Annotated in this window: 25 protein-coding genes and 2 pseudogenes; 20 read left to right on the forward strand and 7 right to left on the reverse strand. The window is 66.1% G+C overall.

Annotated features, from left to right (window positions below; all coding sequences use genetic code 11):
* Positions 1–617 precede the first annotated feature (617 nt).
* From AC07CM_RS47455 to AC07CM_RS47465, 3 genes are all read right to left on the reverse strand, one after another.
* Positions 618–1085, reverse strand: coding sequence for a cupin domain-containing protein (locus tag AC07CM_RS47455; RefSeq protein WP_478882801.1), 468 nt, complete (start codon positions 1083–1085; stop codon positions 618–620).
* A 94-nt stretch (positions 1086–1179) separates the two neighbouring features.
* Complete coding sequence (locus AC07CM_RS47460) at positions 1180–2925, reverse strand: ABC transporter ATP-binding protein (protein WP_478882802.1); 1746 nt, start codon at positions 2923–2925, stop codon at positions 1180–1182.
* Complete coding sequence (locus AC07CM_RS47465) at positions 2922–4655, reverse strand: ABC transporter ATP-binding protein (RefSeq protein WP_478882803.1); 1734 nt, start codon at positions 4653–4655, stop codon at positions 2922–2924. Before AC07CM_RS47465 ends, AC07CM_RS47460 begins: the two co-directional genes overlap by 4 nt.
* 130 nt (positions 4656–4785) lie before the next feature.
* Between AC07CM_RS47465 and AC07CM_RS47470 the strand changes: the two genes are divergently transcribed.
* The 15 genes from AC07CM_RS47470 to AC07CM_RS47540 all read left to right on the forward strand — a co-directional run bounded on the left by AC07CM_RS47470 (position 4786) and on the right by AC07CM_RS47540 (position 18261).
* Positions 4786–5505 carry an iron-containing redox enzyme family protein gene (locus tag AC07CM_RS47470; RefSeq protein ID WP_478882804.1) on the forward strand — a complete coding sequence of 240 codons (720 nt, stop codon included), beginning with the start codon at positions 4786–4788 and terminating at the stop codon, positions 5503–5505.
* On the forward strand, positions 5478–6440 hold the full coding sequence (locus tag AC07CM_RS47475) for a radical SAM protein (protein WP_478882805.1): 963 nt from the start codon (positions 5478–5480) through the stop codon (positions 6438–6440). Before AC07CM_RS47470 ends, AC07CM_RS47475 begins: the two co-directional genes overlap by 28 nt.
* 245 nt (positions 6441–6685) lie before the next feature.
* Positions 6686–8416, forward strand: a complete 1731-nt coding sequence (locus tag AC07CM_RS47480; protein ID WP_478882806.1) for a thiamine pyrophosphate-binding protein — start codon at positions 6686–6688, stop codon at positions 8414–8416.
* Entirely contained in the window at positions 8413–9495 is a 1083-nt protein-coding gene (locus tag AC07CM_RS47485) for a zinc-binding dehydrogenase (protein WP_478882807.1), read from the forward strand. The genes AC07CM_RS47480 and AC07CM_RS47485 overlap by 4 nt, the downstream gene beginning before the upstream one ends.
* A gap of 47 nt (positions 9496–9542) precedes the next feature.
* On the forward strand, positions 9543–10568 hold the full coding sequence (locus AC07CM_RS47490) for an aldo/keto reductase (protein WP_478882808.1): 1026 nt from the start codon (positions 9543–9545) through the stop codon (positions 10566–10568).
* Entirely contained in the window at positions 10555–11421 is an 867-nt protein-coding gene (locus AC07CM_RS47495) for a phosphotransferase (protein WP_478882809.1), read from the forward strand. Before AC07CM_RS47490 ends, AC07CM_RS47495 begins: the two co-directional genes overlap by 14 nt.
* Positions 11418–12041 (forward strand): HAD-IA family hydrolase, encoded by a 624-nt coding sequence (locus AC07CM_RS47500; protein ID WP_478882810.1) that lies wholly within the window; start codon positions 11418–11420, stop codon positions 12039–12041. Before AC07CM_RS47495 ends, AC07CM_RS47500 begins: the two co-directional genes overlap by 4 nt.
* Positions 12038–13045, forward strand: a complete 1008-nt coding sequence (locus AC07CM_RS47505; RefSeq protein WP_478882811.1) for a hypothetical protein — start codon at positions 12038–12040, stop codon at positions 13043–13045. The genes AC07CM_RS47500 and AC07CM_RS47505 overlap by 4 nt, the downstream gene beginning before the upstream one ends.
* A gap of 182 nt (positions 13046–13227) precedes the next feature.
* On the forward strand, positions 13228–13668 hold the full coding sequence (locus AC07CM_RS47510; RefSeq protein ID WP_478882812.1) for a hypothetical protein: 441 nt from the start codon (positions 13228–13230) through the stop codon (positions 13666–13668).
* Positions 13665–14927, forward strand: coding sequence for a DUF455 family protein (locus AC07CM_RS47515; RefSeq protein ID WP_478882813.1), 1263 nt, complete (start codon positions 13665–13667; stop codon positions 14925–14927). The genes AC07CM_RS47510 and AC07CM_RS47515 overlap by 4 nt, the downstream gene beginning before the upstream one ends.
* Positions 14928–14953: 26 nt before the next feature.
* A complete protein-coding gene (locus AC07CM_RS47520) occupies positions 14954–15373 on the forward strand; it encodes a rhodanese-like domain-containing protein (RefSeq protein ID WP_478882814.1) in 420 nt (139 codons plus the stop codon).
* A 35-nt stretch (positions 15374–15408) separates the two neighbouring features.
* Positions 15409–16002, forward strand: coding sequence for a GTP cyclohydrolase II (locus AC07CM_RS47525; protein ID WP_478882815.1), 594 nt, complete (start codon positions 15409–15411; stop codon positions 16000–16002).
* A gap of 360 nt (positions 16003–16362) precedes the next feature.
* The gene (locus AC07CM_RS47530) at positions 16363–16821 is read left to right on the forward strand and encodes a hypothetical protein (protein ID WP_478882816.1); all 459 of its coding nucleotides are present in this window, start codon (positions 16363–16365) and stop codon (positions 16819–16821) included.
* Positions 16822–16928: 107 nt separating this feature from the next.
* Positions 16929–17585, forward strand: a complete 657-nt coding sequence (locus tag AC07CM_RS47535; RefSeq protein ID WP_478882817.1) for a hypothetical protein — start codon at positions 16929–16931, stop codon at positions 17583–17585.
* A 34-nt stretch (positions 17586–17619) separates the two neighbouring features.
* Positions 17620–18261 (forward strand): hypothetical protein, encoded by a 642-nt coding sequence (locus tag AC07CM_RS47540; protein WP_478882818.1) that lies wholly within the window; start codon positions 17620–17622, stop codon positions 18259–18261.
* Between the two features lie 62 nt (positions 18262–18323).
* Here AC07CM_RS47540 and AC07CM_RS47545 read toward each other — a convergent pair.
* The 4 genes and pseudogenes from AC07CM_RS47545 to AC07CM_RS47560 all read right to left on the reverse strand — a co-directional run.
* Positions 18324–18489 (reverse strand): annotated as a pseudogene (locus AC07CM_RS47545) (IS5/IS1182 family transposase); the annotation flags it as partial.
* Positions 18490–18573: 84 nt separating this feature from the next.
* The gene (gene tyrS, locus AC07CM_RS47550) at positions 18574–19977 is read right to left on the reverse strand and encodes a tyrosine--tRNA ligase (RefSeq protein WP_478882825.1); all 1404 of its coding nucleotides are present in this window, start codon (positions 19975–19977) and stop codon (positions 18574–18576) included.
* An 813-nt stretch (positions 19978–20790) separates the two neighbouring features.
* The gene (locus AC07CM_RS47555; protein WP_478882819.1) at positions 20791–21156 is read right to left on the reverse strand and encodes a hypothetical protein; all 366 of its coding nucleotides are present in this window, start codon (positions 21154–21156) and stop codon (positions 20791–20793) included.
* Positions 21157–21170: 14 nt separating this feature from the next.
* Positions 21171–22419: pseudogene (locus tag AC07CM_RS47560) on the reverse strand (helix-turn-helix transcriptional regulator).
* 166 nt (positions 22420–22585) lie between these two features.
* Between AC07CM_RS47560 and AC07CM_RS47565 the strand changes: the two are divergent.
* The 5 genes from AC07CM_RS47565 (at position 22586) to AC07CM_RS47585 (ending at position 25664) form a co-directional block, all read left to right on the forward strand.
* Positions 22586–22963 carry a hypothetical protein gene (locus AC07CM_RS47565; protein ID WP_478882820.1) on the forward strand — a complete coding sequence of 126 codons (378 nt, stop codon included), beginning with the start codon at positions 22586–22588 and terminating at the stop codon, positions 22961–22963.
* 221 nt (positions 22964–23184) lie between these two features.
* On the forward strand, positions 23185–23310 hold the full coding sequence (locus AC07CM_RS47570) for a hypothetical protein (RefSeq protein WP_478882821.1): 126 nt from the start codon (positions 23185–23187) through the stop codon (positions 23308–23310).
* A 609-nt stretch (positions 23311–23919) separates the two neighbouring features.
* Complete coding sequence (locus AC07CM_RS47575; RefSeq protein WP_478882822.1) at positions 23920–24474, forward strand: hypothetical protein; 555 nt, start codon at positions 23920–23922, stop codon at positions 24472–24474.
* A 66-nt stretch (positions 24475–24540) separates the two neighbouring features.
* The gene (locus tag AC07CM_RS47580) at positions 24541–25239 is read left to right on the forward strand and encodes a hypothetical protein (RefSeq protein ID WP_478882823.1); all 699 of its coding nucleotides are present in this window, start codon (positions 24541–24543) and stop codon (positions 25237–25239) included.
* Between the two features lie 77 nt (positions 25240–25316).
* The gene (locus AC07CM_RS47585) at positions 25317–25664 is read left to right on the forward strand and encodes a class I SAM-dependent methyltransferase (protein ID WP_478882824.1); all 348 of its coding nucleotides are present in this window, start codon (positions 25317–25319) and stop codon (positions 25662–25664) included.
* The last annotated feature ends 1 nt before the right edge of the window (position 25665 follow it).

Genomic DNA, 25665 nt, shown 5'->3' on the forward strand with positions numbered 1-25665 from the left:
GGACCCGACTGAAGAGGATGCAGTACCGACCCGGCCTCCTCGACGGCTTCATCGCCGAGACCGGCCTGATCATCAACCCCCGACCCTCACCCTGACGAGACAACCTCAGAAGCGGCGCAAGGACAGTCCTGGTTGGCGGCAGAGCCTGCGGGGCAGCGGGGAATCCGAACCCGCATCAGGTCGCTGACCGGGACCGTGCGGGGGTAGGGGCGGAGATTGGGCCACCGCGTCGCCAGCGAGTTGGGGGGCGGCCGGTCGCATCACGGTGGCGCGACCGGCCGGCCTGGGCGGAGTCGTCAGACCATCAGTTGTGAAGCGACGGCGCTTGGACGGCCGGAGTACTTCTGACCTGCTCGTATGTGGTCTGCCGCTGCGGTTGAGGGAGCTGAGTCGCACCGGTGTTGACCGTGGTTGTCCGGTCTGAAGGGCACGCTATGGGCACGCCATCGAGTCGGGGCACGAAGTGGCTGTCCCAGAGGCTGACGAAGCGCCATGACATGTGGCGAGTGCCAGTCAGACGGACGCCATTGCTGGAGCACACGGCGCGGCAGATAGGCCGGGCGCTGTGGTAGCGCGGGCCTGCCAGTCCGGATCGCACTGCCCGGGGCTGGTCCGTTCTACTCCAGCCCGAACCGGCCCCTGAGCCCCTCTGTCCAGGGAGAGTCGGGAAGGAAGCGGATGCCGTGCCGTCGGCACGCGGCCTCGAAGCCGTCGCGGTCTCCGCGTTGCAGAGAAGACAGTTCCTCGAACCACCGTTCGCTCCCCGCGGGAGTGAGCACTTCCATGATCCGCGCCGGAGTCATCCCGGCATTCCACATCGCGTGTACCACGTTGCGCGGCTTCAAGGCCCAGCTTCCCTGGCCGGCCGTCTCGACCGTGTCTCCCACCAGGATGCCGACTTCTCCCGACAGCACATGGACCCACACGTCGTTCTCGTGGGTGTGGGGGGAGATCAGCCTCCTCGGAGGGATGGTCTGCTCGATCGCGGCCAGCACGCCGTTCGTGTCCTCCGAGCGGACCTTGATCACCACCTCGAAGGCCCCCGGCAGGTAGGTGCCATCATCCGGGCCGATGACTATGGGCATGCGGTGAGCCTACTTGAGCCCGGACAGCAATTCGGGCCCGTGAGTGCCGCGTTGAGCCGGAGGAAGGGACCGGATATGGCTGCGTCCGGCGACGTCAGCCTCCGTGCCACGAGTGCCACAGCGCCGCGTACGCTCCGCTCTTCGCCACGAGATCGTCATGAGTACCGAGTTCTGTGATCGTGCCTGCATCCATGACGGCGACGCGATCCGCATCGTGTGCGGTCTGCAGTCTATGGGCGATCGCGATGACCGTACGGCCCCGCAGAACTGCGGCCAGAGCGCGCTCGGCGTTGCGCGCGGTGGTCGGGTCCAGGAGGGCCGTTGCTTCGTCGAGTATCAGGGTGTGCGGGTCGGCGAGCAGGACGCGGGCAAGGGCGAGCTGCTGCGCCTGGGCGCCGTCCAGTCGATGCCCGTCACTGCTGACATCCGTGTCGAAGCCGCCGGGCAGGTCGTCGATCCAGTGTGCCTCGACGGCCGATAGCGCGGCATGAAGCATCGCGTCGGTGGCGTCAGGTTTCGCGATGCGCAAATTGTTTCGCAGGGTGTCGCGGAAGACGTGGTGCTCCTGAGTCACCAGGACGATCCGGCGGCGCAGACGTTCCGGCGCCAGGTCAGCTATCCGCACCCCACCGACGGTGATCGTGCCACGATCCGGCCTGTCAACCCCGGCCAGTAGCCTGCCGAGCGTGGATTTGCCGGCACCGGAAGGACCGACGACGGCCAGTCGCTCGCCCGGCCGCACATCGAGGCTGACGCTGTGCAGCACTTCGTGGCCCTGACGGTACGCGTAGCCGACGTCGATGACTTCGATTCGGTCGTCCGCGGGCTCGGCCGAGTTCGGCGCTTCGGCCGGCGGCGTGGCAGCAAGACCTTCGACACGAGCGTACGAGGCGCTGCTGCTCTGCAACTGCTCCGCCCACAGGAGGATGCTGTCCAGCGGCCCGATCAGTTGGCGCAGGTACATGAAGGAGGCGACGACGGTGCCGAGCGTGACCACATCGCGGTCGTAGAGGACACCGCCGACGAGTAGTACGCCGACCAGCGGCAGCGTGTACGAGATGTTGACGACCGGGAAAAGCACGGTACGCAGCCACAGTGTGCGCAGCCGTGCCTGCCGGGCCGCCCCGACAGCGGCTTCGGTTGTCTCCATGCGGCGTTGCTGCAGCCCCAGTGCCTCCACGGTCCGTGCGCCGTGCGCCGTGGCGGTGAGTACTTCGGCAAGGACCGAGTTCGCCTCGCCCTCGGCAAGATAGGCCGTGCGTGCTCGCCGCAGGTACCAGCGCAGCGCAGTCGCCATGACACTGAGGCCACCGATGCCGCAGAGGCCGAGAAGCGGGTTGAGGCACAGCACCGCACCGATGATGAACAGGGCCTGCACGATCGCGATGCACACGTCAGGTACAGCTTTGCGCAGCGTCGTCGCCACCGCGGTGACGTCGATGGTGCCGCGCGCAACCAGGTCACCGGTGTCCGTCTCTTCCACGATGGAGGCGGGCAGGGCGAGCGTGCGGTCGAGGAACCGTTCGCGGATACGTGCTGCGGTGCGTTCACCGAAGCGCGTTCCGGCATACAGGGCGAAGCGCGACAGCAGGATCTGAACGAGCGTGAACGCGACGATGACCAGTGCCAGCCGGTCCACGCTGGCGACCGCGGCCGGTCCGGAAGCGTCCTTGATGGTGTCCACGATGTTGCCCAACAGGTGCGGGCCGACCAGGCCGGCAGCCGCGGCGAGTCCGTCGAGCAGGACGACCGCGGTGAACGCCCGTTTGTCCGTGCCAACCTCGCGGACGGCCGCGCGACGGACCGCAGCCGCCTGGGCTATGGGGAGCGGCGCGGTCATCGAGGTGCCTCCTCGTCGGCGCCTCGGGACAGCAGCGCCCGGTAGTCGGGTTCCGTACGCATCAGGTCGCGGTGCGTGCCGGTTGCCGCTGCTCGGCCGTCGACGACATGGATCACCACGTCGGCGTGGTCCAGGACGAGGGGCGATGTGGTGGCGACCGCCGTTGTCCTGCCGTGCCGAGCGCTCCGCAATCTGGAGGACATGGCCGCTTCGGTATGCGCGTCGACGGCGGCCGTCGGTTCGACTGCGAGCAGAACGTCGGGGGCGGCATACAGGGCGCGAGCCAGCCGGAGGCGTTGGCGTTGGCCGCCGGAGATGTTGAGGCCCTGCGCGGCGATCACCGAGTCGAGTCCCTCGGGTAGTGCGTCCACGATGTCGGTGGCCACAGCGGTGTGCAGTGCCTCTCGGATGGCATCGTCGTCCGGGTCGTGGCGGCCGGCGACGACTTCTCGGAGGCTGCCGGCAAAGAGGTCGGCTCCGTTGTCCGCGACCAGGATCCGGTCACGCAGTTGGCTGAGCGAGATCCTGTCCAGCCGGACGCCGTCCCAGGTGGCGTCTGACGGGACGAACCGGCTGAGACGTTCCATGATTAACACGCTGTCAGCGGGTCGTGCGCTGACCAGCGCGGTCAGATGGCCGTGCTGCACGGTGATACCCGACACGGGATCGTGCAGGTCGGCCTGAGACAACGGCGCTTGCAGCGCTGTCTTGGTCCTTGATGCCGTATCGGTTTCGCCGTGATCGGGTGCGAGGCTCAGGAATCGGGTCACCCGCCGTGCGGCGACCGTTGCGCGGGAGATGTCGCTGCCGCCTTCAATGAAGAAGGAGACCGGGATCACGAGCACGGCTACATAGCCGTACACTGCCACAAGATCGCCGGTGGAGATCGAGCCCTGGGCTGCCATCCTCGCCGCTAGCCATGTGACCAGCGCCAGAAAGAGTGCTGGCAGTCCGGTGCCCAGCGCGCCGATCCAACTGGTCACCGTGCCTACCCGATAGCCGCTCTCGCGAAGCGCCAGCGATTCGCGGTGGTACCGGTCGGCGTATACGCCCTTGCCGCCAAGGCCGTTGAGAGTGCGCATCCCGGTGATCACGTCGACGAGCCGGGCGGTCAGCGCTCCCTGCTGGTCGCGGTAACCGGTGTCGAAACGCTGCAGCCGACGTAGGAGCGGGCCGACCGTGACGGCGATCATCGGCACGCCGGCCAGTACGAAAGCGGCGATCAGCGGTGAGATGGACAGCAGCCGGCCGGCCACGACGAGGTACGCGACAACCGCGCCGACTCCGGGACCGGTGACGGTGAGGGCCTGTGCGATGGTCTGCACGTCGGTCATGCCGATCGTGACGATCTCTCCGGCCGCCACCCGGCGAGGCAGCGCCCCACCCAGATGCGTCGTATGCCTCACGATCGCGCGCACCGTGCGGAAGGTCGCGTCCATCCGGATTCTCGTCATTGTCCGATGTCGGGCTATTGCGAGCACCGCGTTCAATATGCCGATACCCAGCAGTACCGCTGCCCATCTGATGAGCGCGCCGGTGTCCTGCGTTCTGAGGCCGTCGTCGACGGCGCGGGAAAGCACGTATGGCCATACGGCGTTGCTCACCATCCACAGACTGCCCAGCGTCGCCCCTGCCGCGATTCTGCAGAACTGGCTGGTCACCAGCCACGCCAGGAATTGAGCTGGACCGCGGACGCTTCTCGGAACGGGCGCAGTGAAGGTGTCTGCCATCGGCACACCATACTGACCCATAGCGTAAGCCTGTCGCGCTGTCACACACCGTTCATATTGCAGCCTTGACGCCTGCAAAGATGCTGCTGCAAGCTGATGGCACATCAACAGCTGATGGGGGATGGCGAATATGACAGCCACATCCGTAAAGCAGCTCAACACCTCCGGGTCTCATGAGATCCCCGACGGTCTGCGATGGCTCGAATCGTTGGTGGCATCCCACCGGCGAATTCTTCTCAACGAACCCTTCTATGAGGTTGTTTCCTCAGCGACCTCGACAGTAGATTTCTACTGGGCCCGCCAGCTGCTGCATCACTCGACTGAGTTCCCGGGCGTACTCGCACTGCGACGGGACCTGAACAAGGACCCAAAGTACAGTGATTTCCTGACTCAACACGTCGAGGAGGAAGTCGGTCACTCCGTCATGCTCACAGAATGGCTGCACCGTAACGACCTCGTCCCCGCTGGAGAGGATGCTCTAGCGCCGGTAGCGACCAACGCCACGGTGGCCTGCCTGTCGCACGCCTACAAGGCCGCCGTGACCGGCACTCCCTCTGAGCACATCGTCGCGTTGAATGTCGCCGTCGAAGCGGCGTCCTTCGATTTCTTCAACCAGGTCTATCCGGTCCTCGAACGGTTGGATCTCGCCGACGAGTACTGGCACCTTCACACGGAGGCCGACGAATTCCACTCGGCTGACGGCCTTGCCATGTTGGAGGAGTACGAGGAAGGGTCGCCCGAAGGGCAGGAACTGGCAAAGTGGGCGCGTGAATCGGCAGTCTTCTGGGGAGGCATGCTGAATTCATGGGTCGGTATCGACCGATGGCCGGCCATCCCTGTCACGGCATGATCCGGCTCAATCTGGCGGTGGCTCGGAGCTGCTTTGTCAGATGCCGCGGATGCTACAACCACTTCAGCGACGAGCGGCAACTGGTCAGCGTCGAATCGATCCTGACCTTCCTCCAGTACTGCCAGCGCCAATCGGTTGTGTCCGGCGTCACCCTGTGCGGTGGAGACCCGCTCTCCCGCCCCGACATCGTCACACTCGTCTCGGAGATCGCTGACCTCGGCATACCCGTCAAGCTGGACACGGTGGGGTCGTCGTTCCTCGGATCGAGAGAGCTTCGCTTCTTCGGGGCAGGTCAGGTCGAGTGGACCGATCCCGCGCAAATCGTGCCCCAGCTGAAATGGATCGGGATCCCGCTCGACGGCTGGTCGGAGGAATCGGTCGCCTACTTCCGAGAAGGTAGACCTCATCTGTTCGCGGAAACCCTCGAAATCCTGCGACTCTTGAGCCGGTTCGACACGCCGATCGGGGTCAACACTGTCGTCCATCGTCGAAACGTCGATGGACTCGAAAAAATCGAGGCAGCACTCGCCCCCTTCAACGTGGCCGAGTGGCAACTCTTCGAATACCGCCCGTCCGGGCCTCTTTCCTTCCGGAACAGAGATCGGTTCGCGCTTGATCCGGGTCATTTCGAGGAGATCGACGCGAATTTCTCGGGACCCAGAGACGACGGGCTGGGACCGGAACTCGTCACGGCCAAGGCGGCACGCGAAGTATTGCCTTCACGGTTGGTCGTCGACTCGCACGGGCTGGCGTGGTCCCACCTCGAATGGGTGGAACCACCTTCGATGAACCCGGGCCCTCGCAGAGCGGTCGCCGGAAACATTCAGAACCCGGAAGACCATGCGGACATCCTGGCTGCCGCCATCGCCTGCCTGGACGGACGGGTGCAATCCGAGGGAAGGGTCGCCACGACCGGCTGGATGTCGGGCACGTGACCAGCTGATCGCCTAGCGGCTTTCGGTGCGCGAATGGAATCCGATGCCTACCACGGCCACTCCAATTCGGTTCCCATTTGCACTTGCAGCCGACCTCGGCCGTCCGGAGCCTAGACGCCGCACGCCTCGACACCGAAATCCCCATGCACGTGAGAGGAGACCCCGGACTCGTGCCGCCTGCAAGTGAGGATGAACGAACGCACTCGAGTTCTCCGGATGCCACGACGTCGCCGGAGCCGGACCTGATGACAGGTGCCGAGGTCATTGCGGCACTCATGCGACGTCGTGGCATTCAGGCCGTGTTCGCATACCCGGGAACCTCGGAACTCGCGCTCTGTGATGCCGTTGCCTTCACCGACGGGATGACGTTGGTCAATTCCAGGGGCGACAAGGAAGCCGTATTCATGGCCGGCGGGGGGAACCGGTTCAGCCCCGACCGGAGTGCGGCCGTCCTGCACGGCGCACGGGGTCTCACCAACGCCCTCGGAGCCATTGCCGACGTACGACGCAGCGAGGTGCCCGTCCTGTGCGTCGTGGGCATGGCTTCCACTCCTTCCGCTCCCTTCCTCCCCCCGCATGCCGAGTTTGGCCTCATCCCCGCGGCCGGAGTGTTCGCGAGTGCTTTCTACGACTGCTCAGCGGCGACGGTGCCCGCGGCGCCCGACTTCCTCGACACGGTCAGCGCCGCTCTCGCCGCACTGGACGAAAGGCCCGCCGGCCCTGTGCTGCTCGGGGTTCCGCAGGATGTTCTGGCAGCCCGCTTCGTGCCCCGCGCCGATGTGGCCGCCGCGCCGGTCCGCGCCGCCGTCCGGACCGGGCCGGACCTCAGCGAGGCGAGTTCGGCGATAGCGCGTGCCGAACGGCCGCTCATCCTTGTGGACGACTACGTGTTCAACGCTGGCCCCGGCGTCGAGGAGGTACTCGGCAACTTCGCCGCGATCATCGGCGCGCCGGTCCTTCAAGTGGCGTACCAACGAGGCCCGATGCTCTTCCAGCAGATCAGACCCGAGAAGGTCCCCGACCATCTCGGCACCTACCTTCCGACCGACCGGCGGCACCGCGCCCTGATCGACGAGGCAGACCTCGTGATCACCGTGGAGGACCGCAACATGTATCCCCGCGTGGTGGGCCAATTGGGCAGCTCTCGGAAGATCGCGTTGACGAGCAGCCCGGCCGCGGCGGCGAAGAACGGATATCTGGGACCGGACGGTCTGGTCGTCACCGGAAACGTGGTGAAGACCCTCGACGCCCTCGCGGCCCTGCAGACTCCGAGAACCCCGTGGCACCGGTCGCCGTGGCCCGCTGAACCACCTGGCCGGGGCACCTCCGACAGCGGTCGTGAACTGGTGGCGTCCCTCAGCGCCGGACTCGCCACGGCGGTGGCGCCCGTCCTGGTCGACGACAGCCAGATGTTCGGGGGGCTCGTCGCCAAGAACTACGACCTCCTCCCGGCCGGAACCCGCGTGTACGGAAGCCATGGCGGCTTCGTGGGCAGCGGACTCGCCACCTCCATCGGCATGGCCGCCGCCCATCAGTCGTCGACGGTGATCTGCTGCCTTGGCGACCAGGGATTCACCAACGCGGTCCAGGCCCTGGCGGTCGCCGGCGAACGAGCCGTCCCGATCCTCGTGATCGTCTGCAACAACGGTGGGAGCGTCTCGCTGCGCAAGCAGCTGTCATCCGAAGGACTCGGCGCCGCGACGGCTGACTTCCTGGGCAACGTGGACCCTCTCGACTACGCAGCCACAGCACGCTCGTTCGGCCTTGAGGCGTCGACGGTCCGATGGCCGAAGGGCTTGCCGGGCGATGAACCGGCGCACGAGGCCGCGCGGTCGCTGAAGCAGCGGATCGAGGACGCCTTCGCGAGCCGGAAGCCCCATCTCATCGAACTCGTCACTCCCGGTACGCCGGAATTCTGGACGGGTGTTTGGAATGTCGACGGCATCACCGAGATGATCGAGAAAGCGGGTCGATGAAGGCGGCAGTACTCAACAGAGCGGGCGACAGCCTCCTCGAAGTGCGCGACGACGTCGAACTGGTCGATCTGGGCCCGGACGAGGTACGGGTGCGGATCGCCGCATCCGGCATCTGCCACTCCGACCTGTCGGCCATCAACGGCAGTCTCTGGATCCCGGTCCCGGCGGTGATGGGACACGAAGGCGCCGGAGTGGTCGACGCGACCGGCGACAACGTCACCCATGTCCAGCCCGGCGACCACGTGGTGATCGCGGTCTCCGTACCGTGCGGAGAATGCCGCAACTGCGCGGTACGCAAGGCGCCGCACCTGTGCGACAAACTCTTCTTCGAGGTGGCGGGCAAGCCACATTTCCGGTCCGGTGGAAAGCCGTTGGCCGCGATGGGGGCCATCGGAACCTTTTGCGGCATGGTGACGATCCGCAAGGAGAGCGCCATCGTCATCCCCGATGACGTGCCGTTCGATGTGGCGGCCCTCCTCGGATGCGGTGTGACGTCCGGACTCGGCGCCGTACTCAACACGGTGAAGGTGCCCAGCGGCAGCAGCGCCGTGGTGATCGGGCTCGGTGGAGTCGGTATCGCCGCGATCCAAGGCGCGCGGCTGGCTGGCGCCGAGGTCATCCTCGGCGTCGATCCTGTCGAGTCCAGGAGGGCTCAGGCGCTGGAGTTCGGGGCCACACACACCTGCGCACCGCAAGAACTCCAAGCCGTCACCGCCGAGTTGACCGGCGACGGTTTCGACTACGCCTTCGAGGCCGCCGGAAACGCGGTCGCCATGCGTGCGGCCTACGACTCAGCACGACGGGGCGGCACGGCGTGTGTGATCGGCCAGGCGGCAGAGTCGGAGAAGCTCTGCCTCAGCGCCTCCGAGATCTACTACAACGAAAAGCGTCTGACCGGCAGTTACCACGGATCTGCGGACTTCGGCTCCGACGTCGGCCGCTTCATCGACTACTGGCGCACCGGCGCACTGGAGCTGGCAGGGATGATCACCCACCGTTTCGGCCTGGACGACATCAACGAAGGCTTCCGGCACATGAGCAGCGGTGTCGGCATCCGTTCCGTGATCACGAGCTTCTGACCGGCGATACGCCGAAGAAGTCTCGACTGAGACGGAGGAGCGAATCCATGCAGTACAACTTTCTCGGCCGTACCGGGCTTCGGGTGTCAGCCCTCTCGCTGGGCACCATGACCTTCGGGGGCAGCGGAAGCGCCTTCTTTGAAGGAGTAGGGGGCACCGACCAGAAGGAGGCCACCGCGATCGTCCACGCCGCGTTGGACCACGGCGTGAATCTCTTCGACACCGCCGATGTCTACTCCCGCGGCGTGTCCGAGCAGATGCTGGGGCGGGCATTGCGAGGCCGTCGTGACAACGCCCTCATCGCCACCAAGGTGCACGGGCGGATGAGCGACGAGGCCAACGACCTCGGTCAGTCGCGCCACCACATCCTCGAGAGCTGCGACGCCTCGCTGCGCAGACTCGGCGTGGACCACATCGACCTCTACCAACTGCACGGCTACGACGCGTACACCTCCTGGGAGGAATCGCTCGACGCGCTCACGGACCTGGTCCGGCAGGGGAAGGTCCGCTATATCGGCTGCTCGAATCTGTCGGCCTGGCATCTGATGAAGGCGCTGTCCGTCTCCGAGCGCCAGGGGTTCAGCCGGTTCGTCGTCCTCCAGGCGAACTACAGCCTGGTGGCCCGCGAGGCCGAGCATGAACTAATTCCGCTGTGCGCGGACCAGGATGTCGGCTTCTTGGTGTGGAGCCCCTTGGCGGGCGGCTATCTGAGCGGCAAGTACCCGCCCGGCCACGACAGCACCGTGCCGGGTCGTCGAGCGGCCGTGGGTGACCCCGGCACGATCGACCCGAACACCGGAGCCACGGTCCTCGCGGTGGCGGAGGACATCGCCAAGGCGCACTCGGCCACCCCAGCACAGGTGGCACTCAACTACCTGCTGGCCAAGCCGGCCGTCACCTCCGTACTCGTCGGGGCCAGGAGTCTGGAGCAGGCCGAGGACAACTTCGGCGCGCTCACCTGGTCGCTGACGGAGGAGGAGATCGCGGCCCTGGACGCGGCCAGCGAAACACCGCTGCCCTACCCCTACTGGCATCAGCGGCAGCACAACGGTCGGCGTTATGCGCGCTCGTAGCCAGGACGCGGCCGATGCCGGCACGGAAGAGGTGCTTCTCCTCGGGCCGGGGGCCGGTGGCGGCACAGTCCGGATCGATGACACCGTGCGGCGCGAACCCGGCCGGGCCTCGGAGGCCATGCTCTCGGTGCTGCGGCACCTCGAATCCGTCGGCTTTGCAGGGGCTCCCCGCGTACTGGGACAGGACGCGAAGGGGCGGTGGGTGCTCACCTATGTCGAAGGCCAGGTGGCGCTGCCGCCCTACCAGCACTGGGTGGCCGACGACTCGCTTCTGGCCAGCGTGGCGATCCTGCTCAGGGGCTACCACCGGGCTGTGGCGGACTATCGGCCCCCGGCCGGTATCCGCTGGCCGAGCCAGCCTCCCGTAGGCCAGCGTGGAGCCCTCGTCGGCCACTTGGACGTCTCGATGGCGAACGTGGTGTGCCGCGGCGGACGGGCCGTTGCGCTCATCGACTTCGAAGAGGTGGGGCTCGTCACCGCACTCTGGGATGTCGTGCGCACGGTCCGGCACTGGGTGCCGCTCCTCGCGCCCGAGGACGTCCCCGACGGGCTGGCCGCACTCAGAGGACGTCAGGGAGAGCGTCTGCGGCTGTTCGCGGACGTGTACGGCCTGACGGAAAGCGAGCGGGCCGCCCTGGTCGAGACCGTCCTGCTGAACGCCGACGACTCGTATGCGCGGATGCGACGCGGAGCTGCCGACGGTCACCCCGGCTACTCGGCGGAGTGGACCGGTGAAGCCGCCCGGCGCAATCGGCGCGGCCACGACTGGGTCAGGACCAACCGCGGCCACCTCGAAGGGTGGCTCTCAAGGGCCGACGCGACGCGCAACGAGTTCGGGGGGCGAGCTTCGTGATCAAGGCGATTCTGTGCGACATCGACGGCGTCCTCATCACAGGCCAGTCGTTCAAGGCGGTTCTCGAACGGGAACACGGCATCGACCCCGCGGTGACGGCCCCCTTCTTCGAAACGGTCTTCGCCGACTGCCAGCGCGGCGTCGCCGACCTGCGCACGGAACTGGCCGCGGTGCTGCCAGGCTGGGGATGGACGTCGAGTGTCGATGACTATCTGCGGCAATGGTTCGCCGCCGAGAGCGACGTCGACCAGGAAATGCTCGCGCTGATCGGCTCCTATCGCGGTGCGGGACTGGGCTGCTATCTCGCGACCATGCAGGAACCCTTCCGGGCCGACTTCATGCTGCGCGAGCTGGGGCTGGCCGACCACTTCGACGGCGCGTTCGTCTCCCACGCCATCGGACACGCGAAGCGTTCACCCGTGTTCTTCCACAGGGTGCTGGACCAACTGCCCAAGTTCCGGCCGTATGAGCTGGTCCTCATCGACGACCAGTACGCAAACGTCCTCTCGGCGCGCGCGGCAGGTCTGTTCGCGATCGAGTTCACCACACTTCCCCGTCTGAGACGGTCGATCGAAGCGCTGATCGCAAATCAGAAGCCGGCGAAAGGAGCACAGCGATGAGTCTCACAGACGGCAAGCGAATGCTCCTGTGCGACTACCAGCCGGACAGTGACAGCGCGGGATACATCGACATGGATGGCGCACGCTTCACGGAACCCTTCTTCGTGCAATCGGTCATCGCCAGGCTGGGGACGCTCCCGCGCGTGGTGGAGCTGGCAGGCGATCGACGGGAGCTGAAGTCCGTGCTCAAGGGCCCGAGCCTGCCCTTGCGCGGCATGATCTTCCATACCGGCAGATGCGGTTCCACCCTGCTGTCCAACGCGCTGTCGGCCATGGAATCGATCATGATTCTCAAGGAACCGCTCTTCCTGTCCTCGCTGTCCATCGCCGCCACCCGCCCGGGTGTCGATGAGCTGACCGACCGCGCCCGCTCGCTCTTCTCCCACGCGCTCGCGCCGACCACGCCGCAGCAGACCGATCTGGTCCTCAAGCTGACCAGTTGGAACGTTCTCGTCAGCGATTTCTGGCAAGCCGTAGCAGAGCGTTGCCCGCGTGTCTTCGTCTGGCGCCCCTGCGCCGAGGTCATGGAATCCATGCTGGAGTCCCCGGCCGGCTGGGCGACGGGCGTGGAGCCGTTTCTGCCGTCGTCCGTCCTCGAAGCGGAACAGGCATCCACCGCGTCGGCCGCGGCGCAGGGGCTCTCGCTGCCCATGAGAACGGCGATGGCGGCGTGGCTGGCCACTGCAGCGAAGGGCATCGAGCTGGCCAGAGCGGGCGCTCTCGTCATCCCCTACGAGGCCATCCGGCACGACTTCGGCAAGGTCGTCGCACGAGTGCTGGACCACATGGGCATCGCTGCGCCGCCCGAGGGGCTGGCGGCCGCGGCCTCGGTCGCGAACGTCTATTCCAAAGACCCGTCGGGGACCTTGCCTTTCACGTCCGTACGGCCGCGCGCGAAATTGCCCGACGCTCTCAGAACGGCGATAGAGACCGCGGCCCACGACGTCGAGGCCGAGCTGACGGTCCTGTCCGTCCCGCTGAATCGGCAAGTGGAGCGTCTGTGATGCATCGGACCGCTCACCCACTCGACTCCTGGCCCGATGACGCGCATGGGCGGCTGCGGATCGCTCTTCGCCGGCTCGAAGCCGGAAATGGCGGTGTCGTCCTCCTGGACGCCGTCCTCCACCGCGACTGTGCGGCTGCGCTCGCCCGACTCGCCGCATCCTTCCGCAGCGAAGGCCGAGCCGTGTTCCAGGCGAGCGCCCGGCCGGCGCACCGCCCCTTCGACCTCGTGTCGCGCGCGTTGGGCAGCGCTGCGGGCGAGGGGGCGGACACCCTGGCAAGCACTCCGTACGCGCCGGTGACTGAGCGGACCGGCCTGTCGATCCTTCCGCGAGAGGTCGTCGCCCGGTTTCGCGCCGTCTCCGGGGTTCTCGGGCATCTCGCCCAAAGCGCCACCGGCGCCCCGGTGTTGGTGGTGCTCGAGGACATTCAGTGGGCGGATCCGGCCGACGTCATATTCGCCACCCACCTACTGGCGTACACCAGGACCTCACCGATCTTGTTCATCGCCACTCACGATCAAGGCCGACCCTCGGTCCAGCTCGCCCGCTTCCTGAAGGCCGCCTCGGCTCGCCAGTTCGACCACGAGGGCTCTACTGAATTCTGCCCTGGAGTCTCACGATGACCGGCATCAATCCCAGACTCGGTATTCCCGTCGACGAGACGGTACGAGGACTCGACGAGCTCGCGGTCGCGCTCAACTACTGCGTACTCCTCCTCGCATCCTGGACCTGTGACATCCCGGAGACCGAGGCAAAGATCCTGGTCGGGGACCACCTGCACCGAGACGCTCGCACGGTGTCCGCTCTGCGGTCCCGTATCGGGGAACTGGCGCACGACCCCTCGCCTCAGGTCGATCCGACGAGTCCGCCGCAATGCCCCCCAGATATCGCGGCGGTCTCCCGGACGGACGCGACCCTGCTGCGGCTGTACGGGCTCTACTTCGTGGTCAAGAGCCGCATCGCGGAACAGATGCGGCGGCATGCGGGCGAGACTCATCCAGTGGCCGACGAACCGACGGTCCGTTTGCTACTGGAGGCGGCTGGTGACCTCGAATCGCAGATCCATGACGCCGGTGAGGTCATGGGGCGGCTACGGATGATCTTCCCCGACTTTCCGACACGGACCGCTACAGCCGTGGAGTGGGATCGGGCCAAGGCCGTCGCAGCATCGGGTTTTCGGCACATCCGTCCGACCGAAGCCCGACGGGATTCCCGGTTCCGGATACTCTCCGAGGCCCCGCCAGTACCTCTCACCAGCAGCGAGAGCATCCCGGCCCATCTGCACGGCGTACTGATGGCCACCGAGATTCCCACGATCGAGACCTGCGGACGAGCGATAGCCGACTTTCCCGGCATGCCCTGGGAGTTCGTTCTCGACATGGGACGCCAATCGTGGGACGAATCCCGTCACGCGCGGCTGCTCTACGAACGAATGATCCAGCTCGGCGGGCATCCCGGTATGGAACCCATCGACCGGCAGGTCTGGGATCTGACCGACGGGCTGCCGTTGGAGCTGCGGCTCGCGGTCCATCAAAGGACCGGCGAGTGGCTCGGAGTGGACGGGACAATCCTGAACGCCGGACGGTTCCGGGACTACGGCGAACCGCTGGCGGCCCAGATGTTCGACTACATCGCGGTCGACGAGATCACACACGTCCGCCTCGGCAACAAATGGGTGCACCGCCTCGCGGGCAGCGACGAACGAGTTCTGGAAATCGAGGAAGCCGCCCTTAGGCACAGATCCGGATTCGGTACGACGGTGAACGGCTCTCCCAGACTCCCCTTCAATCGCGAGGTGTGTGTACAAGCGGGCTTCAAGGACTGGGAAATCGCGGTTCTGGAAGAGCGCAGGACCGGACTGCCGACCACATCAGAATCTTGACAACGAACTGATCATGGAGGGTCACGTTGGCAGATATCGACACACTCACCCGAGCATTCCGTGACTATCTCGCCTCTATGCCGTCGCAGCTGAACTACATACTCCCTCAGGAACTTGCCGGAGCGATCCGCGAGGACAAGGAAAAATTCTTCATACTGGACAACCGGACACCGGAAGCTTATGCGGCGGGACACATCCCCGGTGCGGTCAACATTTGGCTGCAAGACATCCTGGAGCCCGAAAATCTCGCCCGCCTGCCCCGTAACAAGAAAATCGTCGTGTGCTGCTGGGTCGGCCACACGGCCAGCCAGCTGCTTCCCATACTGTCGACCCTCGGATTCGATGCCGTCGGACTGAAGTACGGAATGGGTACGGCGAAGCAATCCTCGGAGTCCAAACTCGGATGGGCGGAGCAGAATCTGCCGGTCGAGACGAGCCTGACCTGAGCGCGAAAACAAACTACTGACGGGAGAATATTTCTGTGAATGTATCCGAGACCGCACTTTTCCGTTCCCTGTACGGGAACTTCAGTCTGGTGGCATTCGAGATGGCCCCCGACCGAACTCATCTGGCTCTGTGGCAGGGCGACCTGACATCCGACGAGCCCTTGCTCACGAGGGTCCAGTCCGCGTGCACTACGGGAACCGCTCTGGGCGCGATCATCTGCGAGTGCAGGGACCAGGTGGCGAAGGCGGTGGCCAGTATCGCCGAGGAGGGACGTGGCCTCTTCTTGTACTTGGACGAGGAGGCGCGCGGGCACGGTATGCGCGAGAAGGTCAACGGCATGGTGGAGATGAACCACGGCGCGAGCACGGTGACGGCGTACACCGGACGCGGCCTGCCCGCGGACCGGCGCACCTATGACGATGTGGCACCCATACTCGCTCACTTGGACACGACCAAGCGACTGCGCGCCATCACGAACAACCCTGCCAAGGTCTCCGCACTGTCCCTGAGCGGATACGAGATCACGGAGCGGGTGCCGATCGAGGTGGAGCCGACCGAACTGACCCGTGACTATCTCCGGACGAAGAAGTCCGATCTCGGCCACCTCCTCACGCTGGTCGACAGCTGAGGCAGCGGACAGAGGGGTACCGAGTCGGCGTTCAGGCGCCGGCTCGGTACCCACGGAGGTCGGTTTCCATGGAGGTTGGCCATGCGCTTCACGCTGGGATGGCTCTTCTCGCTCGAACCTGGCCCCCACAGCCCGGCACTCCAGTTGGAGGAGGAAGTCAATGGCTTTGATCCCCATCGCCAAGTCGTCGTCTGCGCCTGCGTTCAGTGCGACAGAGGCGCGTCGCGCAGTCGGAAACAGCTCGCGCGGTACGGCGTGGCGCGTTGGTCGGCCCGGCGGTGCGCGCTGGTCGCACGGATCGTGCCGTAGCCGGACATCCGGTGTGCCCGGCATCGCTTGCCATCATGAGCCGCAAGGGTGGTGACAGCCATCGGCCCGGTGGTGGCAGGGGTACTGGTGGCGCTCCAGGTCGCGGCCATCCTGCTCCGGGTCGAGGCGTGGCCGTTCTCCGCCTATGAGATGTACTCCCACGACTGGCGAGTGTCGACCGTGGCCACCTACCGGGTCAGACTCGTGCTCGTCGACGGCGCCGCGGTGTGGTGGCAACCGCGGCTCAACAAGGACAAGCAGGCATTCTCCATCTTGTTCGGCGGCTTGGTGCAAACGTCGGCAGACGCTGAGGAGTTCGGTGTGCGCGCACGCGAGTTGATCGAACGCCTCGTGGTGCCGGACGTGTTCGGCATTCTCCTGCCCACTGACCGCTACCGGAAAATTCAGGTGCTGGAACGGCGGGTCGCCAGCAGCCACAGCGACCTCACGATCGATGATCGGTTGGCGTACTCGGTGCTGGTGAGCCGTCCGAAAGCCGACACTGCATGAACTCGGTACGCGTTCTCACAGCGGCATACGCCGCGGGTTCGGCAGTTGCGCTGACGGTGGGTCTCCCCGTGAGGTCAAGGCTGTTCCGGAGCGATCCGGGTCGACCGATGCCGTTTCTCGGACTGCTTCGCATCCCCAGACTGTCCACGGTCGCCTTCGACGTCACCGGCGTGCTGTTCCCAGGAGCGCTGCTCCTGGCGGCTACCGGTTGGCAGACCCGGTGGATGCTGGCATCTGCGATCGTCCTGTACGTTCTCCACTTCGGCCAGATTCTGGACCGGTCCGGAATCCTGAAGAAGACCAATCTCACGCCTCTGTACCTCGGTACGTTTCTCGTGACGCCCGGCCTTGACGCACCCTGGACGGTTTCGACCCCTCAGTGGCCGGTCATCGCGACGCAAGTGTTGCTCGCCTGTACGTATTTCGCTGCTGGCCTTGCGAAGCTAAGAAACACCGGACTGCGCTGGGCGACCGGCGAACCGCTCCGCGCCTACCTCCTTGACAACTATCTCTGGCGCGAGGCCCGACTCACCTGGTGGGTTGCACAACACCGCACGCTGTGTTCCCTGATGAGCAGTTACGCCCTCGCGGTCGAACTGCTCTTTCCGCTGGCGCTGGCGTCGGACGTCACCGCGGCCGCCCTCATGCTTGCCACGATTGCCATGCATCTGGGGATCCACGCCGTCATGGGTATCAACTACTTGCGCTACTGGTGGCCGAACTACTTACCTTTCGTCGTTCCACTCGTTGCCGGACTGTATTGACCGAGTAAGGCACTTCGACCGAGATCGAGGAAATGTGGAAAAATCCCCGATACAGTATGTAGACGTCTTCGAGCGTCAAGAAATCCCTGCGCCACCGAAGGGCTACCGCTACCTTGAATTCCTCGGAGGCGATCGACAGCTCCGTTGCTACCTGGTGCCGAAGGGGATGCCGCGAAATCGCTTCATGAACGAGTGCGGTGATCTGCTCGACGAGAGCCTGTCACCCATATACGACCACAACGGCATCACCGTACGACAGGATGCCTCATATGCGTTGCCGGGGTTCTACATCGTCGGCCTGCACCATCAGTACCGGGCGCTGGACGAAATGGACGAGAGAACGCACCTGCGGCTTTTTCTCATCCTGCGCGAAGTCCGCGCCGGGCTCCGGACAGCCCTCGGAGTCAGGCAAGTTCACCTCTACTACGAGGAGAAACCCGACGAAACGGCTAGTGTGCACTACTGGGTCATGCCAGCTCAACACGGCGCCGCGGTCCCGGCAACGGTCATCATGCGGCTGAACCTGAGGGAATATCTGCGGCAGTTCCATTTCGCTGAACAGCGCGCCGCGATCATCGAGCACAACGATGCCATGCGCGCCTACTTCGAGCGGACGCAACTCAGGCAACGAGACGATCGGCTGGCGGTCTGCCTCGAAGAAACTTCTGCGGAGTGACCACCTGGGTTTCAACACGGCCGCTCAACGGGCAGCCGGGGCGATTGACGACACTCGAGGGCAGCGAGCTGGGCGAGGGCGTCGTGCCAGCGCAGGTACGCCAGGCCGAACAGGGCACGCTGGTGCGGGGGGAGTTGCTGCGGCCATCACCCTCGCGGGTGACGATGAGCATGGTGACCCACTCGACCAGGCGTGAGGCAGGTCGAGTGCGGCAGAACACGGAACCAACGGGGCTCGGCCACCAACGCGGTGAGAGGTGTTTGCGGGCCGCGTCCCAGCAGTACAGCACGTGACGCGGCACCGCACCCGGTTTCAGACGTCGATGCGGGCGACCTTACGACCGACCTTGAGGTACAGCTGGACACCATCGAGTGGCCCCTCGCCCCTGACCACTTCGCCGAGGGTCTTTTGAACAGAAGCCTCCGGGATCGGCGTGGGCTGCTGCTCTCCCTTCGATTCGCGGATCAGACGGAGGCCATTCTGCTGAGCGACACGGCGCACGGCGGAGACGCTGGGGGCGAAGTCCAGCGTGCGGCTGATGAGAGCCCCGAGCGTATCTTCGGCATGGTCCTTGAGGGAGACCACCGGTAGGTTCTGGGCGTCTCCGAACGAGCGCTTGGAGAAACGCGCAGTGAACTCTTCGCGAGCGGCGGCAGCGGACTCCAGGCCGTGCAGAGCGGCCACCACTTCGCCGGCCAAGATGCGCTTGACCGCCATAGGGTGGGCGGTTCCCTCCGCCAGGCGCTTGGTGACGACTCGGATCTCGTCGTCAGTCCACTCGGTCAGCAACTGGAGGTACGGCTCGGTCAGGTGGTCCGGGATGGACATGATCCGGCCGTAGACGTCATCGGGTGACGCCGTCAGGCCCACGTAGTTGCCCTTGCTCTTGCTCATCTTGGCGCCGGTGCCGTCGGTGCCCTCAATGAGCGGGGTGGTGATGACGACCTCGGGGGTCCGGTCCGAGATCTCCATGACCTTGCGGCACATCTGGAGGTTCAACAGCTGGTCCACGCCGCCGAGTTCGACATCGGCATCGATGGCCACCGAGTCCCACGCCATGGCCACGGAGTAGACGAACTCGGCGACGGACAGTCCCTGTCCCTCGGCGAGCCGAGTGCGGAAGTCCTCGCGCTGCAGCGACATGGAGACCGGCACCCGGGCAAGGACGCTGACGAGTTCCGGCAGAGTGACCTTGCCCAGCCACTCACTGTTGAAGCGCAGGTCGGCGCGCTCGAAGTCGATAAACGGTGTGACCTGCTGTTGGTAGGTGCTCAGGTTGCGGGCGATGTCCCCGTCGGTGAGCGGCGGTCGCTCCGAGGAACGACCCGAGGGGTCCCCGATCTTCGCCGTCACGTCGCCGATGATGAAGACGACGTGATGGCCCATCCGCTGGAACCGGCTGGCGATGATGATCGGCACTGCATGGCCGACGTGGACATCAGGCGAGGTCGGGTCGATGCCGTACTTGACGACCAGTGGACGTCCCTTGGCGTGTGCGGCTTCGATCTTCTCGGTGAGCACCGCGGCCGAGGGGATCAGGTTGATCGCGCGTCCCTCCACCAACAGGGCCTGCTCCTGAGGGGAGAGGTCGGAGAGGTCCAATGAACGCCGCGCTGTCGTCTCGGCGAGCAATTGCGCGACCGTATAGTCCGCGGCCAGGTCCGTTCCCTCGAGGATGGGCAGGACACGGGCGACGGACTCACTCAAACGGCTCATGGCGCCTATACGCTCCTGGGTCGGACAACTGGCCTGACCAGTACGGGAATGGAACGGCGATTTTATCATCGCCGCCTTCGGTGAATCATGGGAATGAGCATGAAAATCGCGTTACAGAGCTTGCCCATGGGCATGGGGCGGTATTCATCGCCTAAACGTGAGGATTTTCGTGTATCGCAAGGTCGCCGTCGCGTCGGCTATGCCGACCGGCCGTGCCGGGTAGATCTCCTCCAGATCCGACTCCTCGCCAGGGTGACCTCGCGTCCCTTCGCCCGTGCCGAGCGGAGAGTGAGTTCCGCTCGGCACGGGCGAAGGGCAGCGTGCACCTCCTACTTCCGCATTGCTGCTCAGGGCCTCCCACCCGCGGTGGAGGTACACAAAGTCACGATGGAGGCGAACACGTCTGTCTTACCGGTGAGTTTGAAAGAACGGCCAGCACCCGTGGCGGTGCAACCACCCATCAGCGGCAGGACCAGGAACCCGCAGTCGGAGTGGACCGGGCGTGTGCCTCACCCGCCTTCAGATCCAGGATCCTGAGGCCGGGCGAGGGTCAGTAGAGCGTGTGGGAGACGTCGGGCAGCCAGCCTTCGGTGAATCCCGCAAGAAGAGTGATGGCCCTGAGGGGTTACCCGTCTGCGTCGACTGTGCAGGTCGTCCAGGTCCACAAGGTGTTTCGGCTTCCCGCTCGCACGCTGTCCGCGTTTCCGCGTTGCTGACACGGGAGATCAGCACGTAGGTCCACGTCACGCGTTCGTGCTCCCGGATGGCTAGAAGCTCGTGCGTCACGATGTGGCCTCCTGCGGGTGCGCCCGACTACTTCGAGGCGTCCTCGATGGCCTCGAAGATGTCGGCGTCGGTCTCCTTCTGCCAGTCGGGCAGGTCGAGCCAGTCGGCGACGTAGCCGGGCTTGGGGTCTTCGAAGTGCCGGTACATCTGGGCGGTCCAGCAGGTGGCGACGAAGCGGCTCTTCTGCTCGCGGGTGAGGCGGGAGGCGCGGCCGTCGCTGAGGTCGAGGAACTGGCGCACCTGGTCGTGCACGGCACCGGCGGCCTGCCGCTCCCACTCCGGGGTTTCCACCCAGGGGGTCACGTAGCCGGGCTTGGGCTCGCCGGGGAAATGCTTGCGCACCCCGGTGATCCAAGCCTCGCGGAACAGTCGTGCGCCCTCGGACTGCGACATGCCTTCCCCTCTCGTCACGTCGTGCACAGTGCGTCGATCTCGGCACCCAGTTCGACCACGCGGGCGAAGGGGCCGAGGTCCGTCTGCAGCCTCTGGAGTCTACGGGCGACATAGCCGGAGGAGGTTTCCCGCGCGAGCCGCAGTGCCTCGCAGCCGTAGGCGAGGACTTGGTCCGGGTCATGTCGCTTGGCGCCGATGGACGCGAGGTCGGTCAGGACGGCACCACGGCGCCGAAAGGACTGGCCGGAGGCGAGGGCGTCCTGGCCGAGGGCGGTCGTGAGGGCCTTCTCGGCGAGGTCCAGGCGGCCGAGCTGGAGGTAGCGGGCGCCGCGTTCCTCGGCGAGGCGGGAGCCGTCGAAGCGCAGCCAGCCGCCATTGTGGGCCGGGCCATTCAAGTTCGTCACCTTCTCCGCCGTATCGAGGGCCTGCTCGCAGGCGGAGAGGTTCCCGAGGCCGGCGTAAGCCTCCGCCTGGACGGAGGCTACCCCAGTAGCGGGTGGCCAGGGAGCTGTCCCCGCGCCGGGCCACCCGCTTCGCGGCTGAGAGGGTATCGGCAGCGTCGGCATAGCGGCCCTCGTACAGGTCGACGTAGGCGTGACGGACCAGAGCGCATGCCCACAGGTCGTACGACTTGGCTTCCTTGCTGGCCGAGGCGGCAAGCGTGTACGAGGCGGCGGCGTCGGTGTAGCGATTGCCGTCGAAGGCCAGCTCTCCCGCGAGCTGGAAGAGGTCGTCGGCCGCGCCGCACAGGGCTCGTGTCTCCGTCTCTTGCTCACCGCCGAGGGTGTCATTGAGGGTGGTGAGCTGGTCGCGGACGATCGGGTACACGGAGCTTTTGGCGCGGGCGAGTTGGTAGACCTGCCACAGGTGGCCGTTCATGCGCAGGAAGTCGTCGGCGGCCCCGCGAAGTGTGCCCTCCGTCAGTGCTTCGCTCTCGTCGGCGGGCAGGGCCACCAAGGCGCTGGTGACGGCTATGGCACGCAGAAACTGGCGTCTGATCATGTCGTCGAGGTCCCCTGAGCCGTGGTGGTCGCGAGGCGGCAACCCTGCCGACTCCGGGCGGGCTGCTTGTGGCGGTCCCACCAGGGCGTCGAGTTCATCAAGGTCGAGATTCAGTAATTCGGCCAGTCTCGGCCGGAGTTGTGGCTGTGGCGTGGTCTTGCCGGTGTCCCAGCGCCCGACCGTGCGTCGATCCACGCCGAGGGCGTGCGCGAGCCCTTCCTGACTGTAGCCCTGCGCCCTGCGTCGCTCCGCCAACCCCATACCGCCCCCTTTCCACACTTCGGCCTGCGTCTATCCCGGCGGCGCCCGTCTGTCCCAGAAGTGTCCCAGGAGTGCCTCGCGGACGCCGTGGTCTGCGCCAACGCGAGCCGGTTTTCTGGACGTCGACAGCAACGACAACGGCGGACACCGGAGAAGAGGTGCGGTCATGGGCAGGCAGAGTGCCACGACACCGTCCGACTCGGCGCAGTTCCCGATCCTCCTCGACGGGGTCGACGGGGCCGTGGAGACGGCGCTCGCCGTGGGGCTGGTGATGCCGGAGCGTGCGGTGATCGACGTGACGACCCGGGACCTGATCGGTCACCTGAGGGCGCTGATGGGCGAAGACCTCGGCTTCGAGGAGGACCCCGCCGTACAGGCGCTGTTCCAGGAGGGCTACCGGGTCCTGGACCTGACGCGCAGGCCGACGCCGGAATCCACCCACTTCGGCGCCTACCAGTACATGCGCGAACTCGGCCTGCTCACCCGGCGAGTCGCCGACCTCTACCGCGAAACGCACGAGAAGAGGGACGAGCCCGATGGCTAGCGAACCCCCCACAGATCTGCCCGCGCGCCGGCCCGGAGCAACCCTGCCCGACCAGAAGCGAGCACGGCGCCTGTTCATCAGTCAGCCGGGACTCGCGCCCATTGTCCGGCAGCCTGAGATGAAGCCGAGTGAGCAGTGAAGCACCAGATCACGGCCCAGGTCATGTACGTCGGCTCGGTTCTCGCGCTCGGCAGCGCGATCGCGTTGGCGGTGTCGCCGGGATGGTGAGCCGGTGGCGGAACAAGCGGGGTGAGCCCTACGGCTGGCGGCAGTGGCTGCTGTCGGCCCTGATCATCGCCTCCACGACGCCGGTCGCCTGGGCCTTCTGGTACTTCGCCTCCAATTGACCTCTCCCAGCCCGCTCGACGGGCACCTACCGACTCCCGCTCTGGCCGTACGAGCCCCCAGGAAGACCCAGTTCCGCGCACTGGGGCGGGGCTCACAACTCCCCCCTTCGGCCAGAGCGGGATCCCGCCACGGGAACGGCCTGCTGCTGCCGTGGCAGTTGCACCGATGAGCCCCCGTCCCGGCCGCCTGGTTGTCGGCGGCCGGGACGGGTCCAAGGGCTCCGCATTCCGCGGGGCTCGTCCACCCACTCCGCAGGAGGAGAAGCCATGGACATCGACGAACTGTTCACCGGCGACCTGATCACCGGCGTCCCCAGCATGGACGCGGCGCTGCTCGACAAGATGCCGGGCGGCGGCGACAACAACGGCGACCACTGCAGCTGATCTGCCCGTGAGCGCGGCGGAGCAGGGCCAAGTGCCCGGCTCCGCCGCCCCATGAGAGAAAGGGGGTGCGGTGTGCTCTCATTTCGCCTGCGGCTGTCGGACACCCACAGCTCTGGTTGGCGGTGGGACACGGATCGTTGGGTGCTGGGCGAAAGCTGGATCAGACCCGCACACGCGACCGTCCTGAACGCAGCACTTGAGCCGAGCCAGGGACCAAGCGCATGCGTGCTGGTCCGGGAGGACAAGGAAGGGGAAGCGGACTACACCTCACTGCTCGTACGCCCGGGAGAGATCCAGGTCTCGGCCGGCGTGTTCGCGACCGCGCCGCTGTACCTCGTATCGGTCGGAGAAGTCCTCTACGGCTCCTGGGACTTGACCGACCTCCGGCCCCACCTGCGACCTGACCGGCTCACTCCACGGGCCGTGGCACGCACCTTGAGCAGACAGCACCGCTACAGCACCGACACTCTCTTCGAAGGGGTGTACCGGCTTACGGAGCGGGCGACGGCCACCTTCACGGCCGCCGGCCTCATGATCCTCTATCCCGAGCCCGCCCAACACGTGCTGGAACCTCGAATCCTGCGCCCCGGAATCGACCCCGTGGGCGCTTTCGATGCGCTGCTGACCGAGGTCGTGGCCGAGTGGCGCTCCGCGGCGGGCCATGTCGGGGTTGCACTGTCCGGTGGGGCGGACTCAGGCAACGTGGCGCTCTCCACAGCTGCAGCCGGCTTCGGCTCCGTCCACAGCTTCGGCTTGATCATGGGAGGGCGGATCGGCTGACTTCAGCTGGCGCGGCGCCGCGCGCTGGTGGATCACTTGGGCCTGCGGGACACCGCTGTGCCTGCCATGCGGTACCCGCCGTTCGTGCCGGGCGGAGTGCGGGAGCGCAGGGTGCCGCACGATCCGGCCGGCGCCTTCTACCAGGAGGCATTCGACGTCGTACGACAGCAAGTGGCAGCCCGCGGCTGCCAAGTGCTCTTTTCAGGCGGCGGTGGGGACGAGGTCAATGCCCACCACTCGCGTACGAATGCGGTGTTCCCCGCGACTGCCCCGGTGCCGTGGCTGGGGGAGAAGGCCGCGGAGGCGCTGGAGCAGGTGGGCGAGAACGTTGCGCCCATCCCCGTGCTCCCGGTGCCCACGCTCATGGCCTTCGGCCTGCACAACCCGGCCTATCTGAAGCTCGGTATCTGGCCGGTCGCTCCCCTCGTCCACCCTCGGATGGTCCGCTTCATGGAACAGCTGCCGCATGAGCACAAGCGTGGCAAGGCGATGTTCCGCGACCGGCTTCGGCAGGCGGGCCTGCCGGAATCCGTCGCGGCGCCGACCGAACCGGAGAACTTCCTTGCGGTCATGGAGGCGGGTCTGCGGACTTATGGACTCCCGCTCCTCGACGACATGCTCCGCGAGTCGCTCCTGGTCGATCTCGGCTACGTTGACCCCGACGCCCTGACTCGGGCCCGCGACCAAGCTGAGCACGCCGCCGTGGTGCCCGACCTGCTGTGCGACACACTCGCCTTGGAAGTCGGCCTCCGGAGCCTTGTATGAGCAGCCTGGACATCGTGGAAGCAGCACACCTCGAAGCGTCCAACCTCTTCTACCGGGACCCCGGGCTGTAGGACAGCGTGCAGGCCGACAGCGACAGCGCGATCATCTGCCGGGCGCTCATCGACCGACACCGCCCGGACGCCCGAACCCTCCTGGACTTCGGCTGTGGCACCGGCCGGGACCTGGAGCAGCTGGCACGGCACTTCGACTGCGTCGGCGTCGATCTGCAACCTGGCCTGGTCGACTACGTGCGCCGAACCCGTTCCGAACTGGATGTCCGGGTGGGCGACATGCGTACCGTCCGCCTCGGCCACACCGCAGACGCCCTCGTCCCGCGTTCGACAGAAGTCAGTTCACCTAGAGACACAAAATGGGCCATGACCTGCGACTTCATCGCCTCACACCCGAATTGTCCGTGTCTCTAGG

Source organism: Streptomyces sp. NPDC044061, from assembly GCF_056434305.1.